Genomic DNA, 18,478 nt, shown 5'->3' with positions numbered 1-18,478 from the left:
GCCAAGTCGCAAAGACGCTAAGTTTTATAGCTTTTTTAAATCTTAAAAGAAAGTCACAAAGAGAATAATTTAAAAAGCTTAGCGCCTTTGCGTCTTTGCGAGATTAATTTATTCACTTTTATAACAAAATAAACTTCCCAAACGAAGAAGCGATATGAAAATTTGGCGTTTCGGTATTTGGATTTACCCATGAAATCCAGGTGGGGTCGTGTTGCAGATTTTCGACCAGAGAGAATTTTGCTCTGAAAACTCCGGCTTCGATTGTATTGTTCTGAATTAGATGTAAATCTTTTAAAGACTGAATGCTAATTCTACCTTCGACGATAAATGAAATTTCATCTTTTGAAGTTTTTACTTCTATATCATTTTTAGGCCATTTCCAGCTGAAATCAAAATCCTTTTCCGGAAGTGCTATAAAATCCATTATTCGGCCTGATGTATCTATTTCAAGGCAGTAATAAGGATTTAGGGATTCATTCGTCCTAAAAAACAATTCTACCCTGTCTGAATTTCCTATACTCAGGAAACTATCGTCTTTTTGATCGATATAAATATCAGTATCGAAAACCCTGAAATTAAAATAGAAATTTTCGGAATCATGAAGTGCCTTAAATTCAATTTTTGAAAATGAATCGGTTTTCCATGGAGAACAAAAATCAGTTAGACAATTTGCTTTTTCCCAAAAAAAAGGAATCAAAACAGGATCGTTATTTTTTTGAATTTTATCGATTAAAATTACTTGATATTCTTTTAAAATTTCGGTCATCTTTTTTGAAAAAATTTAATTTAATAAAAATAAAATCCTGAAGCATTTTAATCATTTCAAACGGCAAAAAAATGCCTCGAAAAATCTTCTTATAAAAATGCTAATATAAGTCAAACTTTTATTTAAAACCTAATCGCTATTTTTTAATGCATTTTATTTAAAAAATAAAAAATAAGAAAAAACGGATCAATTTAAAACCTTTAAAAGTTTGATTTATTATTAAACAATTTAATTGATGATTGCGATATTCTTATAAATACAAACAACTAATTTTTATTCTTTAAAAATAAAATATTATGGTTGCGAATACGCTTAAAATAAAGCGATGTGCTTTTTGTGCTTTATTTTAGAATAATCTCATGATTTTTAGTCTAAAAAAACGTTTACCACAATTTTATGTGCTCGAGAACATTAATTTTGTGTGTTCGAGCACATTTTTTGTGTTTTTTCTTGGTTAATAAAAATATAATCGATAGTTTCGTCGAATAATAATAAAATACAACGCAATTATTAGCTCTTTTTTATCGCTTTTAATCTCTTTTTTAACCAACCAAAAAGTGATCATTAATGAGCATCAAAACTTAAAAAAAACGACTAACAAAAACACAATCATTAACCAAAACCAAACAAGAGTATGAACAAAGTATTCTCAAAAAAACCTAGAAATTTTAGGATGCATACTGTACTTGAAAAAAGTTTAAAAACAACATTACTTTCCTTGTTGTCTTTAAGTTTTCAAATTACAACAGCTGCACCTTCTAAAGAGATTCCGGTAAACGAAACCAATTTGCCTGTTTTTCAGAAAATAGTAAAAGGAAAGGTTGTCGATCAAAAAGGAATTCCGGTTCCCGGAGTAAATGTTGTTATAAAAGGCACAACGAAAGGAGTGCAAACTGATATCGACGGAAGTTTTGCTATTGAAGTTCCAAATGACGGTACGATACTGGTTTTTACTTTTTTAGGAATGGAAGATCAGGAAATACCAGCAGGAAACAGTACTCTTAAAGTAGTAATGAAAGAGGTTGGCGAGCAAATGAACGAGGTTGTGATTGTAGGTTACAGCAAGATCAAAAAAGAGAGCTTAACAGGATCACTACAAACTTTAGACAGCAAAAAAATTGTTGATGTAACGACTCCTACCGTAGAAAACATGCTTGCAGGAAAAGCTTCCGGAGTTTATGTAAATACAGGTGGAGGTCAGCCGGGAGCGGTAGCAAAAATAGTGATTCGAGGAAAAACCACCGTCAACGGAAGTACAGATCCTTTATGGGTAATTGACGGAGTTATTGTGGGGAATAGTTCTGCCAACATGAATCCATCTGATATTGAAACGTTGACGGTTCTTAAAGATGCTGCTTCTACAGCGGTTTATGGTTCACAAGGTGCAAACGGTGTAATTGTCGTTACAACTAAAAGCGGAAAAACAGGAAAGGCTGTTATTAATTTTTCTGCCAAAACTGCCATGACCACTTTAAATAACGGGAATTTTAAAATCATGAATGGATCTCAATTATATGATTTATATGATTCATTCGAAAACAAACAAGCATTCGAGAATGTTTGGTGGTGGAATCCTGAATTAAGAAATAAAAACTTTGACTGGTGGGATAATGCTACTCAAACGGGTATTGCAGAAGATTATAACTTATCGATAAGCGGCGGTGGTGAAAACTTTAAAAGTTACGTTTCTGTAGGTGTTTATAAAGAAACCGGAGCGGTTAAAGGTTATGATTACAAAAAATACAATGGTTTAATGAAATTTGAGTACAAACCAAACACTTGGTTTACGTTAAGACCTCAGGTCAATTTAACCAGAGAAACAACTTATGATCAACAACATTCCGTTGGTGCTTTGTACGGAAATATGCCATGGGATAGCCCTTATATGGAAGACGGATCTTTGGTAGGAAATGCTCCTAACCCAACCTGGGTAAACACAACGGGATCAAATTATTTGTATGATTTACAATGGAATTACGGGGAATCTGAAAATTATACGGTGAGAGCTAATCTTGATTTTGACATTAAATTTACAAGCTGGCTGACTTTTTCTTCTGTAAACAATTACATTTTTGGTAATTCAAATTCAAGCTATTACACAGATCCAAGATCTTCTGGCGGATTAGCGGTAAAAGGAAGAATTGAAGATAACTTTGATACTTATAACAGAATTTACACGAATCAATTATTAAAATTTAATAAATCATTTGGCAAACATAACTTTAATGCTATTGCAGGTTATGAGTGGAATGAATACAATAGAAAATTCAGTCAGGGAATTGCAACCGGAATTCCTCCTGGAATTGTAGCGCCGGATGCTGCTGCTGTTCCTGAAAAAGTAGGCGGTGGAAGACAACAATGGGCTGTACAATCTTTGTTATCGAATATAAATTATTCGTATGATAACCGTTATTTGGCACAAGTTTCTTTTCGTCGTGACGGAGCGTCTAACTTTGGTAAAAATGCACAATATGGTAACTTTTATTCTATAAGTGGTGGATGGAACATTCATAATGAAGCATTCTTTCACGCAGATTATATCAATAACTTAAAACTTAGAGCGAGTTATGGTTCGGTAGGAAACCGTCCAAACAGTTTATATCCTCACCTTCCTTTATATTCTTTCTCGAAAAGTAGTTATAATGAAAGTCCTGGAGCGCTAATCTCGCAATTGGCAAATCCTGATTTAAGTTGGGAAAAAACGTTTACAGCTGGTGTGGGTCTGGATGTAAGTTTCTTTAAAAGAGTAAACATAACTTTAGATTATTATAATAAAAACACTTCTGATTTATTGTATTATGTACCGCTTCCGGGAGTTATTGGAGTTACTGGTATATGGAGAAACGTTGGTGCGGTAAACAATAGAGGTTTTGAAGCTTCTATTAATGTAGACATTATTAAAGGAGATAATTTTAATTGGTCTGTAGATGCTAACATTGGTACGAATAAAAATAAAGTAACAAGCCTTTATGGAGACAGAAAACAAATTATTGTAGGAGATGGTAGTGGTGTTGCGGGTTCAGCAAGCAAATTATTAACTCCGGGTAAAGATGTTGACAGCTGGTATTTAACAGAATGGGCAGGTGTTGACCCAACTAATGGAAAACCACAATGGTTCACTACAAATGCTGCCGGAGAGCGTGTAAAAACAAGCAGTTACGCTGATGCTTCTAAAAATCAAAAGGTAATAGGAACTTATACTCCGGACTTTTTTGGAGGATTCTCTACTACTTTAAATTACAGGAACTTTGACTTTTCGGCTATTTTTAGTTATTCTGTTGGAGGACAAATTTATAACTATGCCAGAGCCGAGTTTGATTCAGATGGTGCTTACAACGACAGAAATCAGATGGTACTTCATAACGGATGGAGCCGTTGGGAAAAACCGGGAGATATTGCAACACATCCTCAGGCACTTTATGATAACAATAGCCAGTCGAACAAAGCGTCTTCTCGTTTCTTAGAAACCGGAACATACTTAAAAATGCGAAGCATTACCCTTGGATATAATGTACCTATTCCGCGTCTTAATATTTCGAATCTAAGATTGTACATCGCCGGAGAAAATCTTTTCACCATTAGTCATTATTCTGGTGTAGATCCTGAGCTTCCTCCTACTTACAATGATGCAACGCAACAATACATCATTTCTGGTGTTGCAACGCAGGTCTATCCTTCAACACGCAAAATTGTATTAGGACTTAACTTAACTCTTTAAAACAAAATCATGAAAAAGATATTTATATTAGGTATTGCGATTAGTTTCTTGTCCTCTTGTGATTTAGACAGAGAACCATTTAATGCATACACAAAAGACAAAATAGAACAAGATAAAGTAGCTGCCGTAGAGGTTTTATTAAATGGCTGTTACGCACAATTAAAAGGCTGGTCTGATGTTATGCACAGAGTTGGAGAATATCCTGGTGATAACATCATGATTAGAGGAACTTCTACAGATTCATTTTACTCTTTTATTTCGTATCAGCACATTCCTAACAATGACAGATTATCTGTTTTCTGGAATAACAGTTATAAAATAGTATCACAATCAAGTGATTTGATCAAAATGATTTCAGAAGGAGAAAGTCCTGCTGTAAACCAACAGCTTGGTGAAGCTTATTATTTAAGAGGTATGATTTATTTCTACCTATGCCGCGCTTACGGAAGACCTTATGCACAATCGCCTGAAACTAATTTAGGTGTGCCAATTGTAAATGGTTTACCACCGGATTTAAATAATCTTAGATTACCAGACAGATCAACAGTAAAAGATACTTACGAACAAGCAATTAGCGATTTGAAAAAAGCTGAATCTTTAATGACGGTTGACAGATCTGCAGCCTATGCCACTAAAGAAGCGGCTCAGGCAATGCTTTCGAGAGTATACTTATATATGAGTGGAACGTATGAAAATCCGAATCAGGAATACGCAACACAAGCTATAGAATATGCTAATAAAGTAATTACAAGCGGAAAATATAAATTGTTGAGCCGTGAAAGTTTTATGAAATTCAATACGTACGCACCAGATTCTGATGAGCAGACTGAAACGATTTTTGCTGTAAAAAGAGTAGCTTCAGAATTTTCAGGTTTTGATCATTACTACGGAATTGGCGGTATGTATGCTAATATTCAAGGTCAGGGTTGGGGTGAAATGTACGCTAGTGCCAAATATCTGGATTTATTAAGAAAATCAGGTTTAAAGAAAGATGCACGTTGGGCATTTATTGATCCGCAATACACGACAGACGACGCAGGAAACAAAACTCAGGCATTCCGTTTTATTTATGATGTAAAAAATGCAGGTGGTACTCAAACCGGTTACAACTATATGCAACAACCATTAAAAACAAATCCTAATGGTTCATTTTTTATCACAATAGGAACTACTGACTATAATTTAACTCCGGTAAACGCAGCCGAAAATCAATATTCGATTGTATACGAAGGCAAAACTTATACAGGAGAGAAAGATTATATGATGTTGTTAAATCGTGTATATCCAATGTTTTACATTACAAAATGTTCTTTGCAAAATAATGATTCTCACCTCTACTCTCCTTCAATTTCAAGATTGGCCGAGATGTATCTGAACATGGCAGAAGCTTATGTTAAAAAGGGTGATTATAATAATGCATTAACCAACCTAAACATTATTCGCGAAAGATCGATTGTTGGTGGTGGTTATACATCATTAAACAGTACAAATGCCGTACAATTAGTAGATGAAGAACGTCAGTTAGAATTAGCATTTGAAGCGCACAGAGGTTATGATGTTTACAGAAATGGGCAAACCATGACGCGTCATTATCCTGGTCCTCATTTACCAATGACAGACTGGCCTGCTACAAGTTTAAGAGTAGTGCAATACATTCCGCAGTCAGAAATTAATGCCTATCCGGGAACTTTAACTCAAAATCCATAATTTTTTATTTAGAATTATTTTGTTTTTGAAGCCTCTCTAATTGGATTGATTAGAGAGGTAATTTTAAAAAATAAATTACTATCGATACATGAAAAACTTATTCTACTTATTTTTTGCTTCGTTACTCGTATCGTTTTCCTGCACGGCAAATAGCGAAAGTACCGAAGATCCTTTAAAGAATCCGAAGACCAGTATTTCACTTCCTTTGGCCGGAAATGCTTATAGTTCTAAACATTTAGAAAGCAATACGATTACAGATAACGGAATCGAAAACTGGACCAATGCTGAGGAATTTTTTACGGTTTATTTCAGAATTTCTAAAGCAGGGAGTTTTCAATTAACAGTAGAAGAATCTGTAGAAGTATTTGGAAAATCAGAATTAGAATTTTCGATTAATAATGAAGCTAAAAAAGTAAAATTTGATACTTCAAAAAAAGCAGTAACCATTGGTACCTGGAAAATAAATCAGGAAGGTTATGTTGCTGTTAAAATCAAAGGAATAAACAAAACAAAAAATCTTTTTCCTGCTATAAATCGCCTGACTATTTCGAGCGCAGATTATGACGGAAAAATATCTTATGTACCCAATAACGAAGGTAACTTTTATCATTGGGGACGACGCGGACCATCAGTACATTTAAATTATCAGGTTCCTGAAAGTGTCAATGCAAAATGGTATTATAACGAACTTACGGTTCCTGAAAACGAAGATAAAATTGGTTCTTATTTTATGGCGAATGGTTTTGGAGAAGGCTATTTTGGTATTCAGGTTAATTCGGCTACAGAAAGAAGAGTTTTATTTTCTGTGTGGAGTCCGTTTAACACCGATGATCCGGCTAGTATTCCTGAATCTCACAAAATTAAAATGCTAAAAAAAGGCGAGAATGTACATACAGGCGAATTTGGTAATGAAGGTTCCGGCGGTCAAAGCTATCTGAAATACAACTGGAAAGCAGGAACAACCTATAAATTTTTATTACAAGGTTTCCCTCAAAACAACAATACAACAACATATACTGCATATTTTTATGCGCCTGAATTGCAAAAATGGCTATTAATCGCTAGTTTTAATCGCCCTGAAACAAATACTTATTTAAAAAGATTTCATTCGTTTTTAGAAAATTTTATTCCGGAGCAAGGCGATTTATCCCGTAAAGTATTATTCAACAATCAATGGATTTGCGACGATAAAGGAATTTGGTCAGAAATAAATTCGGTTCGTTTTACAACAGACAATACAGGAGCGAAAGAATATCGAATGGATTTTGCCGGCGGATTGGACAATAATTCATTTTATCTAAAAAACGGAGGCTTTTTCAACAACTATACAACACCAAAAACGATCTTTACAAGACCTTTAAACAATAAAAAACCGGAAATAAATTTTGACACATTGCCTTAAAAAGACGTTTTAAAAAATAAACAATTTACACAAAAACAATAATTCCCGATAATCTTCATTTTGATTATCATCATTTTCAAATCAAATTAATTCAATTATGAAAACTAGTATTTTAAAATTCATGTTAGTGGCCTGTCTTTTGTTTGGAGGAGCAATTGCATCGGCACAAATGATCAAGACCAAAACACCAACCCGTCCAAAAGGTCAGCAAGATGTTTTGCGTTTGGCTACTGATCCAATTCCAACGGTTCGTGTTGCTTTTATTGGTTTAGGAATGCGTGGTCCTGGAGCAGTTGAGCGTATGACGCATATTCCTGGAGTAGAAATCGTAGCACTTTGCGATATGACACAAAAAAACACACAATCTGCTAATGAAATTTTAACTAAAGCCGGACTTCCTAAAGCACAAGAATTTTTTGGAGATGAAAATGCATGGAGAAAAGTTACCGCTTTGCCAAATGTTGATTTAGTTTACATCGCAACCGACTGGAAACATCACGCTATTATTGGTGTTCAGGCAATGAAAGATGGTAAACACGTAGCAATCGAAGTTCCGGGAGCTATGACTATGAAAGAAATTTGGGATCTTATCGATACTTCTGAAAAAACACGTAAACATTGTATGCAACTTGAAAATTGCGTTTACGATTTCTTCGAATTAACGACATTAAACATGGCACAACAAGGTGTATTTGGAGAAATTCTTCATGCCGAAGGTTCTTACATTCACGGTCTTCAGCCTTTTTGGGGAGAATACTGGAACAACTGGAGAATGGATTACAACATCAAACACCGTGGCGATATTTACGCTACTCACGGTATGGGACCAGCTTGTCAGGCTTTGAATATTCACCGTGGAGATAAAATGAACTTTTTAGTTTCTATGGATACAAAAGCAGTAGGAAATCCTGCTTACATCAAAGAAAAATCAGGTCAGGAAATTAAAGACTTTAGAAACGGAGATCATACTATGACTATGATTCGTACAGAAAACGGAAAAACAATCCATATTCAGCACGACGTTACTTCGCCTCGCCCATACAGCAGAATGTATCAATTGAGCGGAACTAAAGGTTTTGCTAACAAATATCCGTTAGAAGGGTATGCTTTAGATGGTGCAGCATTAGGAGATGATGTAAAACCAAATCACGAAAAATTAAGCGCACATTCATTCGTTCCTGAAGATGTTAAAAAAGCTTTGATGGAAAAATACAAACACCCAATTGTAAAAAATATTGAGGAGCAAGCTAAAAAAGTAGGTGGTCACGGAGGAATGGATTTCGTAATGGATTACAGATTAATTCACTGTTTACAAAAAGGACTTCCGTTAGATATGGATGTATACGATTTAGCAGAATGGTCTTGCTTAGGTCCGTTAACAGAAATTTCTCTTGATAACGGTTCTGCTCCTGTAGAAATTCCGGATTTCACACGTGGCGGATGGAAAAAATTACAAAAATTAGAATTTTCAGAGTAATAAATTTATTGGTTAGTTAGGTTAAGCAAGAGAGCGCAATTGATGTTGCTCTCTTGCTTTTTTATAAACATCATTAATTCAGATAAAATGAAAAAAGTTTATTTCATCCTCCTATTTAATTTCTTTCTACTTCCATCATTAACTGCACAAGAAAAACAAACTTTTGCCATAAACGATGGTAATTTTTTATTAAACGGAAAACCAATTCAGATTCATTCAGGTGAAATGCATTATTCCAGAATTCCGCAACCCTACTGGCGTCATCGTTTAAAAATGATGAAAGCAATGGGCTTAAATGCCGTAGCCACATATGTTTTCTGGAACTATCATGAAGTTTCTCCGGGAATTTGGGATTTTAAAACCGGAAATAAAAACTTAGCCGAATATATCAAAACAGCACAAGAAGAAGGTTTATTCGTTATTCTTCGTCCGGGTCCTTATGTGTGCGCTGAGTGGGAATTTGGCGGATATCCATGGTTTCTGCAAAATGTTCCAAACATGATCATTCGCGGACATAATGCTGCATATCTGGCCGCAACCAAAGCCTATTTTACCGAATTATACGGTCAGGTGAAAAATTTGCAAATTACCAAAGGCGGTCCAATTATAATGGTTCAGGGCGAAAATGAATTTGGTTCTTATGTAGCACAACGTAAAGACATTTCTTTAGAAGAACATAAAAAATACAGCGCTGCCGTTTTTCAGCAATTAAAAGATATTGGTTTTGAAGTGCCTTTTTTTACATCAGACGGAAGTTGGCTGTTTGAAGGCGGAGCTTTGCCGGGGGCTTTACCAACTGCCAATGGTGAAAGCGATATCACTAAGCTAAAAACAGTTGTGAATCAGTTTAATAATAATCAGGGACCTTATATGGTTGCCGAGTTTTATCCGGGCTGGCTGGATCATTGGGCAGAACCCTTCCCAACCCAAACACCGGAACAAACCGTTCGTCAAACCAAAAAATATCTGGACAATCAGGTTTCTTTTAATTATTATATGGTGCATGGCGGAACTAATTTCGGATTTACTTCCGGAGCCAATTACGACAAAGAACATGATATACAGCCTGATATGACTTCGTACGATTATGATGCTCCTATTAGCGAAGCAGGTTGGGCGACTCCCAAATACAATGCTTTAAGGGAGTTATTAAAAACAAGCGAAACCCCGGCTGTTCCGGAAAAAATGCCTGTTATTGCAATACCAAATATTACCTTAAATAAAGTGGTTGATCTTGCCGATTTAAAATCGAAGATAACTCCAGTTATAGAGGATAATCCGTTGACTTTTGAGCAATTAAATCAAGGTGATGGTTATGTTTGGTACAGTAAAAAATTTACTCAGCCTATTAGCGGGAAATTAGAATTGAAAGGATTACGCGATTATGCTATTGTGTATGTAAACGGAAAAAAAGTAGCAGAACTGAACCGATATTATAAAAAATACGATTGCGAAATCGAAGTTCCTTTTAATGCTACTTTAGATATTGTGGTAGAAAACATGGGACGCATAAATTATGGTTCTCAAATTAATGCTAATAACAAAGGCATTATAAGTCCCGTTATCATAAATGGGGAAACTATCACAGGAGATTGGGAAATGTACAAATTACCAATGGCTCAGGAACCTGATTTGACAATTTATAAAAATTCAGGCAAAATAAATCGTCCTGCTTTATATCAGGGAACTTTTACGCTAAACAAAACAGGAGATACCTTTCTGGACATGCGCGATTGGGGCAAAGGAATTGTATTTGTAAACGGAATTAACATTGGACGTTACTGGAGCGTTGGCCCACAGCAAACTCTATATTTACCGGGATGTTGGCTCAAAAAAGGCAAAAACAGCATTGTCATTTTCGAACAAAAAAATGAAACTATTCAAAAAGAAGTAAAGACTATTCTAACTCCAATTCTGGAAGCTTTAAAACCAGAAAAAGGTTTATAAAAAATAAAATCTGCAGAATCTGCGAGAGAATTCTTTAGCCACAGATTAAAAGAATTAAAAAAGATTTTTCACGCAGATTTTACTGATTTAAGCTGATAGACGCTGATTTTATTTTAGACTTACTTAAACTTTTACAAAACAAAATTAATCTCGCAAAAACACAAAAGCGCAAAGGTTTTGTCATTTCGACGAAGGAGAAATCACACCAGAATCTCCGCAAAGAAAATCGCAAATCTTTGTAAATCTCGAGTGTGATTTCTCCTTCGTCGAAATGACAATATTACGTTTAAGCTTTGCGCCTGAAAACAAAAAATCATTCGTCATAGCGAATGGTTTTTTAATATTATTAGTTCAAAAAATTACTTCCAGTTAAAAGTAATTTTCTTTTCGATTTCACTACTTAAACTCAAGAATACCGGACAAGTCATTCCGGCGCGTTCCAGAATTGTTCTGCTTTTTTCCTCTTCAACACCCTGCATATCAAAAACAATTTCAATTGCCCCAATTCTTCTTGGTTCAGCATTCATTATCTTCGTTACTTCGGCAGTTGAACCAATAAAATCTACGCCTAAATCACGCGCTTTGATGCCCATAATAGTCATCATACAACTTGCTAAAGCATTGGCAACAGTATCTGTTGGAGAAAAAGCTTCTCCTTTTCCGTTATTGTCCAAAGGTGCATCAGAGATAATCTCGCTTCCTGATTGCACATGTATTGATTGTGTTCTTAAATCTCCTAAATAGGTTACTTTTGATGTCATTAATTCGCTACTTTTAAAGTTAAGTCAGTATCATAATATAAAATGTAGACTCCTTTATTAGCGTGTCCTCCATCCTCTTTTTTATAAAACTGAAATTTATTATCTACTTGTTCTGTTGTCATTAAATCAGCTGTTTCCTGATATGTTTTACCTTGTACCAAACGCATCATCGTATCAAAAGTTACATCAAAACCACGAGTTGCATAAGTATTTGGATTTATTTTATTTTTTAATCTGTATTCTTTATCGAAGATTAAAACTCCAGGCTCATCACTTTCGCGCGTTACAGACGGATACATTAATTTTAGTTTTACAAGATTATCAAAACTAATTTCGTCAGTATCTAACGTACTGTTTGGCTCTAAAATTACCAATTGTACCTGACATGTTTTTTGTGCATCCAGCAAAGCTTTTATAGTGCTTTTTACCATAGCAGTATTTCCGGTTTCCATCACCACATAATTCATTCTGTTTGGCAATAACAAGCTTTTTAAATTCGCTACATCCAGACCACCAGTTTCTGTCAAAGCAGCAAACACAACCCCTTTTTGGTTTTGTTTGATATAACTAATAACTGATTCTTTCTTTTTATCGACAACCGCTACAATATTACCATTTTTTGCACGCATATAATCAAACATAGCATTTCTCACCACATCATTAGAAGGTATGGTCTGATACAAATTATCAATTGGGTTTGCTTTATCTTTTGATAATGGAGAAATCACCGGAACATTATACATACGCAATGTATTTGCCGTAGCTTCGGCATTGCTTTGGTAAAATGGCCCTATCACTGCATGAGCATCCTGTAATTTATTCTGAGCAATCAAAGTCGAAACATTCGACGTCGTTTTCGTTTCCTGCGAATCATAAATAGCAACATCTATTGGCAATTTCAACGTTTTAGCCGAGTCAATCGCCATCATTGCTCCTGAATAAAAATCAAGAGTCATGTTTAAAAACTTGTCATTTTTAATACGGTTAGCAGTGCTTGCGGTATCATTTTGCATTTTAGCTAAGTTAAATGGCAACAATAAAACCAGTTTTTTACGCTCGTTTTGACCTCTTTTTTTCGTTAGTTCTACCACTTCAGGATTAACAGAAACCGTTTCAGATTTCACTTTATCTACAATTTGTATAGAACCTCCGGTATTAGAACTTTCAATTGGTTTTTCAATAGGTTGTTGTTGCGGAATTATTGGAGCCGGCGCTAAATATCCTGCCGGAACTTTTAAAACCATTCCTTCTTTTACTCCTTCAGAAAGCGACGGATTCAATGCCGTTAATTCTTCCTGAGAAATATGAAAAGTTCTCCCTAAACTATAAAAAGTTTCTTTTGGTTTTACCTGATACTCCATATAGGTTGTCGCTTTTTTAGCCGTTTCAACCGGTTTTGCAGCAGTAGTAGCTGCAGCACTTGAAGTTTCTGTTTTAGGCGCTTTTCCTTTTATCGTTAATCGGTAACCAATTGGTAAATTCGATACAATTTCAGGATTGCGTTTTTCTAATTCTTCAATTGTAATACCATATTGTTTGGCGATCGAAAACTTCGTTTCTTTTGCCACAACATCGTGATATACATATTTTTCCTGAGCTTTTTCTTTCGCTGGTTTTTCTGCAGCCACAAGCGATTTTGCCGCTGATCCTTTTGCAGGAATCACCAGTTTCTGCCCAATCTGAACTCCGGTTTTTTCTAAAGTAGGATTTGCAGCTTTCAAAGCTTCATCAGAGATACCATACTTTTTTTCGATACTATAAAAAGTTTCTTTTGGCTGTACCTCATGAATTATTTCTTTTGTATTACCGCCCGTTTTTGCCACAGCTGTTTCTGTCTTAGCCGCCGCAGATTTTGTACCATTTGCAGGAATCAACAAAACAGTATTAGGTTTTATACCACTTCTGGCATCCGGGTTTAATGCATAAATATCATAAGGCGTAACCTTAAATTTTACAGCAATCTGGTTAATAGTTTCCCCATTCGCAACCGTATATTTAATGACCTTTTCTTGTGAAAAAGCAGAAAACGTTACAAAAAAAACAAGAAACAATAGAGTTGAATAATATTTCATAATAAAGCTTAAAACAATTTAATTTTCTAATTCAAAACAAGTAACTAAGTTCTCATTAAAGCAAGATTCTTGCCACTTGTTATTTCGCCGCTAATTATTATCTAAGATCAATTTCGATCTTAGCAATAACAACCTCTTTATATAACTCATCTTCTTCCATTTTCTTGCATTTATAGAGCACTTCTTCCATATTTTGGTACTTATCTGAGTAAACATAGTACGAAAGACTGTTGATATTAAAGAAGAAACTAGCGTTAAAATCGCCAGAATCAATGAGTTTCATAATGAGCTTATCTCTTAGCGTTGCGTCTGTAAATATACCTAAAACTAAGTAATAGCCGTTTGAAACTTCTTTAAGATTATCATAAACTTCAACTTTTACTGTTTTGTCAGTTCTAAGCGGATTCTCCTTTAATTCCTGCTTCATTTCTTCCAAAGAAATTGTTTTTGAAGATAATGTTGAAGCCGATTTATCCTGTTTCTTAATCGCTTCATCCTGATACTTTTTCAGTTTGATCAAAGCCAATTTATCATCAAACTTTCGCGCTTCCATACTATAATAAGTCGCTTTACTGATATGTCGTTTTACTTCAATCTTTTTCTGAGTATCCAGCGAATCAATTTTAGCAATTAAAAGTTGATTCTGTGCATCACCCTGCTCCTGCTCTATTTTATAACGCTTTATTTCTTCTAGAGAAAGGCGTTGTTGTAAAGAGGTAGCATTCGTATTTTTTTCGCTTTCGCGGATTTTCTTCTTGTATTCCTGATTTTCTTCAACAGCAATCTTTTCAACTTTATTCATTAAACCGGCATACGCCTTTCTGTTTTCGGCTAACTCTTTTTTAAGTTGCGAAGATAATTCACTGGTTTTGCCGATGCTTTCATACGATCGCTTTTCTAATCTTTTTGATTCATCCACATTCAAAATGTCCATTCTTTTTAAATCGACCAAATCATTGTTCATCGTGTTTACCAGCGAATCTAATTTTGCCATTAAAATATCCTGTACATTTTTATTGGCTTCTAAAACCAAACGTAATTTTTCAACCGAATTCTCCCTGGAACCATTCATATCGTTCAGATTTACTTTCAGATCATTAATCTTAATAATCTTCTGATTCATTTCTTTCTGAACCACCAATCTGTCTTTTAAATCTTCTAATTCAACCGTTTTGGCTTTTCCTTTTTCGACTACCACTTGTTTTTCGGCAAGAGCCAACATCAATTCTTCACTCTCGTTTGTCGGTTTAACTTCTTTTGTATTAATGGCTAATTTATTCCCAACAATTAATCCGTTTACAATTTCCGGATTTTGAGATTCTAATTGTTCGATAGTAATACCATATTTCTTAGCGATCGAAAATTTAGTTTCCTTAGGCTCGACCACATGAAAAACAGTTTCCTGATTGATTACACGAACTCTTCCGTCTAAAGTTTTTCTTTTGTTTGGAATTGAAATCGTCTGACCAATTTGTAATCCGTTTAAAAGAAGGTCTTTATTTAAATTTTCTAAATCACTAACCGAAACATTATATTGTCTCGCAATGCTAAACAAGGATTCCTTGGCAACAACCTGATGGGTTACTTTTGATGAAGTTGTAATTTCAGTTTTAGAAAGATTGGCAGGATTCTGCGGGATAATTAATTCCTGACCAATCTGAAGTCCGTTGGCAAGAATAGGATTTGCATTTTGAATGGCTTCTACCGAAACGTTATATTGTTTCGATAAGCCAAAAAGAGTTTCTTTGGCACCAACAACATGAGTAATTTGCTGGTTTGAATTTTGTTTTTCTGCGGGGTGAAGCGGAATCTTAATTATTTGATTGTCTTTGATTCCGTTTTGAGACTCGGGGTTGAGCTTGTAAATTTCATCAATCGAAACCTTGTATTTTTGGGCAATAAAATAGGCAGTTTCTCCTTTTTGAATTTTGTGTTCAATAATTGAATCTTGCGCAGTTATTTTGTTAAAAGACAAAATAAAGACAAGAGAAATCGTTAAAAATTCTCTCATAAATAGTAGGTTTAAAAAATTAAGGCATTACAAATGTAACGCCTTAATTTGAAAAACAATACTATTCCCACTCAATTGTTGCTGGTGGTTTTGAGCTAATATCGTAAACCACGCGGTTCACGCCTTTTACTTTATTTATAATGTCGTTAGACACTTTCATCAAGAAATCGTAAGGTAAATGAACCCAGTCAGCAGTCATACCATCTGTTGATTCTACAGCTCTAAGCGCTACTACTTTTTCGTAAGTACGCTCATCACCCATAACACCAACACTGTTTACCGGAAGCAAAATTGCTCCAGCCTGCCAAACTTTATCGTATAATCCCCAAGATTTTAATCCTTCTATAAATACCGAATCAACATCTTGTAAGATTTGAACTTTCTCCGGAGTAATATCTCCTAAAATTCTGATTGATAATCCTGGTCCCGGGAAAGGGTGTCTTCCTAATAATTCAGGATCTATTCCTAAAGTAGCACCAACTCTTCGAACCTCGTCTTTAAACAACATTCTAAGTGGTTCTACAATTTTTAATTTCATATAATCCGGCAATCCACCTACATTATGGTGAGATTTAATTGTTGCCGATGGTCCTTTTACCGAAACTGATTCGATTACGTCAGGATAAATAGTTCCCTGAGCCAACCATTTTACATCTTCGATTAAGTGTGATTCATCATCAAAAACTTCGATAAATACACGACCAATAGTTTTACGTTTAGTTTCAGGATCACTGATTCCGGCCAATTCGCTTAAGAAACGATCTCCGGCATCTACTCCTTTTACGTTCAATCCCATTCCTTTGTATTGATCTAATACATTTTGGAATTCGTTTTTACGAAGTAAACCGTTATTTACGAAAATACAATATAAGTTTTTACCAATTGCCTGGTGCAATAAAACTGCCGCTACAGTAGAATCTACTCCGCCTGACAATCCTAAAACAACTTTATCATCTCCTAATTTCTCTTTTAATTCTCCCACCATTTCTTCTACGAAAGCATTTGGTGTAAAGTTTTGAGGAACATCAGCAATATCTACTAAAAAGTTTTTTAGCATTTTTGATCCATCCGTAGAATGGAAAACTTCAGGGTGATACTGAATAGCATAAGTAGTTTCGCCTTCAATTTTATAAGCAGCAAATTCTACATCATGTGTACTTGCTAATTTTACTGCATTGGTTGGAAGCGCTTTGATACTATCGCTATGGCTCATCCAAACCTGGCTGTTTTCTGAAACTCCGTTAAAGAAAGTTTCACCTTCTTTAATATAAGATAAATTTGCTCTACCGTATTCTCTGGTGTTCGAAGCAGCAACTTCACCTCCACTAAAGTGAGCTAAATATTGTGCTCCGTAACAAACTGCCAACATAGGTAGCTTGCCTCGAATTTGAGATAAATCAGGATGTGGAGCATCTTCTGCACGAACAGAAAATGGGCTTCCTCCTAAAATTACGGCTTTATAAGGTGATAAATCACTAGGAAAGTGATTGTAAGGGAAAATTTCGCAGAATATATTTAATTCGCGAACTCTACGCGCAATAAGCTGTGTATATTGCGATCCGAAATCTAAAATAAGTACGTTGTGTTGCATGCGCAAAAATACTTTTTATATTTCAATCTTAAAAATCGGAACAATGAAAAATTATTATTTTTTTTCATTGTTCCCATTTTTAGGCACAAAGGTTCAGAGCCACAAAGGTTCAAAGGTTTAAAATTGATGATTTTATTAAGTCTTTTCTTTATTCATTTGAACCTTAAAAAAAACAACTTCCAAAAACATCACATTTAAAATCGCAATAATGAAAAATTATTATTTTTTTCATTGTTCCCATTTTTTAAGCACAAAAATTCAGATTCACAAAGGTTTAAATATTTAAAACCGATGATTTCATTGAGTCGTTTCTTTGTTACTTTGAACCTTTGTTACTTTGTACCTAAAAAAGAAAAATCCAACTTTCAAAAAACATCGTATTTAGAGAAAAACCATATTTATGAAATCAAAACTAGTTGCCCTTTCCCTATTATTATTTGTATTTTTAAGTTCATGCGATGCCATCGACGACTTATTGAGTTTTACTATTTCTAATGAAACCTCAATAAAAATAAAAAGTACTTCACCAATTAATTTACCATCAGAAATAATCACGCCTGATGTTACTACAAATTCTTCAGCCGAATTTAAAAACAACAAAACCAAAGCTGAGTTAGTCAAAGATGTAAAAATCAGATCACTTAAATTATCGATTTCCGATCCGTCTGATAAAAATTTCACATTTTTGAAATCCATTCATTTGTATATTTCTACAACAGATTCTGATGAAATCGAATTGGCATATCAGGACAACATTAACTCTACGAGCAATACCATCGATTTAATTTGTACCGATGCAAGACTAGATCGATACATCAAAGCCGATAAATACAAAATCAGAACACAAGTTACCTTAAAAGAAACCCTTACGAAAGATGTAACCGTAAAAGCAGATATGAAGTTTAGAGTAACAGCAGATCCTTTCTAAAGGTTCTTAGGTTCTGAGTTGCTATCCCGAGGCTTCGGGACTAAGTTTAAAAAAACTAGAATCTTCGATTCTTAAAAACGAAGGTTCAAAGGTAAACA

At 34.7% G+C, this 18,478-nt stretch carries 11 protein-coding genes; 6 read left to right on the top strand and 5 right to left on the bottom strand.

The annotated features are described in order from the left end of the window. Positions 1-118: 118 nt before the first annotated feature. The gene (locus tag L0669_RS12180) at positions 119-766 is read right to left on the bottom strand and encodes a sugar-binding protein (protein WP_263763818.1); all 648 of its coding nucleotides are present in this window, start codon (positions 764-766) and stop codon (positions 119-121) included. Positions 767-1,400: 634 nt separating this feature from the next. On the opposite strand from L0669_RS12180, the gene L0669_RS12175 reads away from it, so the two are divergent. The 5 genes from L0669_RS12175 to L0669_RS12155 all read left to right on the top strand — a co-directional run bounded on the left by L0669_RS12175 (position 1,401) and on the right by L0669_RS12155 (position 11,017). Then, positions 1,401-4,484: a SusC/RagA family TonB-linked outer membrane protein gene (locus tag L0669_RS12175; protein ID WP_263763816.1), complete on the top strand. Its 3,084-nt coding sequence runs from the start codon at positions 1,401-1,403 to the stop codon at positions 4,482-4,484. Positions 4,485-4,493: 9 nt separating this feature from the next. Continuing rightward, positions 4,494-6,191: a RagB/SusD family nutrient uptake outer membrane protein gene (locus tag L0669_RS12170; RefSeq protein WP_263763814.1), complete on the top strand. Its 1,698-nt coding sequence runs from the start codon at positions 4,494-4,496 to the stop codon at positions 6,189-6,191. A gap of 88 nt (positions 6,192-6,279) precedes the next feature. After that, on the top strand, positions 6,280-7,593 hold the full coding sequence (locus L0669_RS12165) for a DUF3472 domain-containing protein (protein WP_263763812.1): 1,314 nt from the start codon (positions 6,280-6,282) through the stop codon (positions 7,591-7,593). A gap of 121 nt (positions 7,594-7,714) precedes the next feature. Continuing rightward, positions 7,715-9,070 carry a Gfo/Idh/MocA family protein gene (locus L0669_RS12160; protein WP_263763945.1) on the top strand — a complete coding sequence of 452 codons (1,356 nt, stop codon included), beginning with the start codon at positions 7,715-7,717 and terminating at the stop codon, positions 9,068-9,070. Positions 9,071-9,157: 87 nt separating this feature from the next. Next, positions 9,158-11,017: a glycoside hydrolase family 35 protein gene (locus L0669_RS12155; RefSeq protein ID WP_263763810.1), complete on the top strand. Its 1,860-nt coding sequence runs from the start codon at positions 9,158-9,160 to the stop codon at positions 11,015-11,017. A gap of 359 nt (positions 11,018-11,376) precedes the next feature. Here L0669_RS12155 and L0669_RS12150 read toward each other — a convergent pair whose 3' ends face one another. From L0669_RS12150 to guaA, 4 genes are all read right to left on the bottom strand, one after another. Then, positions 11,377-11,778 carry an OsmC family protein gene (locus L0669_RS12150; protein WP_173970442.1) on the bottom strand — a complete coding sequence of 134 codons (402 nt, stop codon included), beginning with the start codon at positions 11,776-11,778 and terminating at the stop codon, positions 11,377-11,379. Next, positions 11,778-13,850 (bottom strand): PBP1 and LysM peptidoglycan-binding domain-containing protein, encoded by a 2,073-nt coding sequence (locus L0669_RS12145; RefSeq protein WP_263763808.1) that lies wholly within the window; start codon positions 13,848-13,850, stop codon positions 11,778-11,780. Before L0669_RS12145 ends, L0669_RS12150 begins: the two co-directional genes overlap by 1 nt. A 97-nt stretch (positions 13,851-13,947) precedes the next feature. Then, entirely contained in the window at positions 13,948-15,861 is a 1,914-nt protein-coding gene (locus tag L0669_RS12140; protein ID WP_263763806.1) for a muramidase family protein, read from the bottom strand. Positions 15,862-15,922: 61 nt separating this feature from the next. Further along, positions 15,923-17,452 (bottom strand): glutamine-hydrolyzing GMP synthase, encoded by a 1,530-nt coding sequence (gene guaA, locus L0669_RS12135; RefSeq protein WP_173970439.1) that lies wholly within the window; start codon positions 17,450-17,452, stop codon positions 15,923-15,925. 400 nt (positions 17,453-17,852) lie between these two features. Between guaA and L0669_RS12130 the strand changes: the two genes are divergently transcribed. After that, positions 17,853-18,380: a hypothetical protein gene (locus L0669_RS12130; protein WP_173970438.1), complete on the top strand. Its 528-nt coding sequence runs from the start codon at positions 17,853-17,855 to the stop codon at positions 18,378-18,380. Positions 18,381-18,478: the final 98 nt, after the last annotated feature.

Source organism: Flavobacterium bizetiae (genome assembly GCF_024271895.1).
GTDB classification, from domain to species: domain Bacteria; phylum Bacteroidota; class Bacteroidia; order Flavobacteriales; family Flavobacteriaceae; genus Flavobacterium; species Flavobacterium bizetiae.
The sequence above is the reverse complement of the archived record's forward strand: the minus strand, read 5'-3'. Positions and strand labels throughout refer to the sequence as shown.